This window comes from Saccharopolyspora sp. NPDC002686, from assembly GCF_040295745.1.
In the GTDB taxonomy this organism is placed as follows: domain Bacteria; phylum Actinomycetota; class Actinomycetes; order Mycobacteriales; family Pseudonocardiaceae; genus Saccharopolyspora; species Saccharopolyspora oryzae.
The window spans coordinates 1-1,845 of record NZ_JBEOVY010000624.1; the positions used below are offsets into that span (position 1 = coordinate 1).

Annotated in this window: 2 protein-coding genes; both read left to right on the forward strand. The window is 70.8% G+C overall.

The window, feature by feature from the left end; all coding sequences use genetic code 11:
- Positions 1-225: 225 nt before the first annotated feature.
- A complete protein-coding gene (locus ABTZ89_RS38375) occupies positions 226-537 on the forward strand; it encodes a hypothetical protein (protein ID WP_270947631.1) in 312 nt (103 codons plus the stop codon).
- A 2-nt stretch (positions 538-539) separates the two neighbouring features.
- The coding region (locus ABTZ89_RS38380) for a WXG100 family type VII secretion target (protein WP_351054340.1) at positions 540-1,845 on the forward strand (1,306 nt) is incomplete at its 3' end.

A 1,845-nucleotide genomic window follows, 5' to 3' on the forward strand; every position in this document is an offset into this window, starting at 1 on the left:
GCCCAGCCTTATGTATGCCAATACACGGCGGCTGGGCCGTCCTCGCCAGGCGAACGCTGAGAACCCGCGGCGGTGCCGGTTGCGAGGGTGGGTTATGCGCCTGCGGCGCATGCGGCCCGCGCCGCGCGGTGCCGGTCGTGTTTCGCGGTCGCAGGCCGGACAAGATGAAAAGGGCTCACTGGATGTCGTTCGCCAGTGCGCAGAGCGCTATGCGGGAGGTGCCGGATGTCGGGGATCCGGGTCGATGTCGAATGGTTGGCGACGTACGCGCGGGAAGTGCGCACGGCCGGTGAGGAGATCGCCGCCGTGCCGCAGCAGCTGCCCGCCGCGGAGCTGGCTCCGGAGTCCTTCGGCGAGCTCGGCCGGAAGGCCGGGGCGCCGGAGTCCTACCAGCGCTTGTGCGCGCTGCTGGTGGACCAGAGCCGCCGCGCCAGCGAGGCGTTGACGCGCGCCGGTGACGAGCTGCAGGAGGTCGTGGACTTCCACAGCGGTGGCGACGACGACAGCGCCATCGACATCCGCAAGCAGGAGGTCTGATCATGGCCCGCGACAAGACCGAGATCGCCGAGCACCTCGACTACCTGAAGCGCATGGCGCGCGAACTGGACTTCGCCAACTCGATCCCGGCGGACCTCGCGGACCTGGTCGGCCGCCACGAGGACCTGCGCGAAGCGGCCCGGATCTGGCGGCAGAACGCCGAAGCCGTCGAGCAGGCGACCGGTGACGTGCAGGGGCGCCTCGGTGGGATCGATTCCTCCTGGCAGGGCGCGGATGCCGAGGCCTTCCTCGGGCACATCCGCGAGGTGGGCCTGGCGAGCCACGACCTGATCGACTCCATGCGCGCGCTGGCGGATGTGCTGGAGCACACCGTCGAAGGCGTCCAGGCGCAGGTGGACGATCTGGGGGAGCTGATCGCGGAAGCGGCGGATTCGGTGTCCGCGGCGCTGCTGGCGCCCGAAGGCGGACCGGAGCGCGCCCGCAAGCACATGGGGGAGCTGACGCAGCCTGCGATGGAGCTCGCGGAGTCCATTTCGGACACCTACCGGGCCTTCGCCCGGTTCTGCGACGACCTGGAAGCCGGCCGGTCGACGGGATCGGTGCAGTACGACAACCGGATGCCGACGGGGGCCTGGGACTTCAACGCGCCCGCAACCCCGCAGCCGCCGGTGGAGACCGAAGCGGCATCGGCGGGCGGGGCGTCGGAAGGCGCTGGAGCGCCGGGCGCTGGCGGTGGAGGTGCTGAGGCGGCGGGCGGCGACTCGACTGGTGGTGGTGGCAGTGCCGGTGGTGGCGTGGTCAGCGCTGGGACTGCTGCTGCCGAAGCGCCGGACTTGGAGGAAGGCGGCACGACCACCGCTCAGGAGCCCTCAGCGACGCCGCCTGCTGCCGCAGCGATGGCCGGTGGTGGTGCGGCTGCCGCGGGCGGCGCTGCGGCCGCTGGCGGGATGTACGGCGGCATGATGCCGATGGGCATGATGGGCGGAATGGCGGGCGGCGCTCAGGACGGCGGCCAGGAGCGGAAGAACCAGTCCCGCTTCAAGTCCAAGCCCGAAGAGCTCTTCGGCACACCCCAGCAAACGGCCCCAGCCGTCTTCGGCGCCCCGGAGCAAGGCCAGCAGCAGGACCCGAAGCCGTCCCAGAAGCCGTCCCAGGAAGGCCCGGTCCGAACGGGAAAGCTCGACATCCCGTCCATCCTGCAGACCGACAAGCCCCGCAAGTCGATCGACGAAGCCCTCCACCCGAAGCAGCCGACTTCTGACGCACCGAAGCCGAAGGACGACGCTCAGTCGTCAAAGCCGAAAACGGCTACCGCCTCGGTCGGCGACGCCCCACCCCCGAAGCGCC

Bases quoted from the DNA above. Each gene is read 5' to 3' on its own strand.
- ABTZ89_RS38375 (WP_270947631.1), top strand. From the start codon at position 226: ATGTCGGGGATCCGGGTCGATGTCGAATGGTTGGCGACGTACGCGCGG.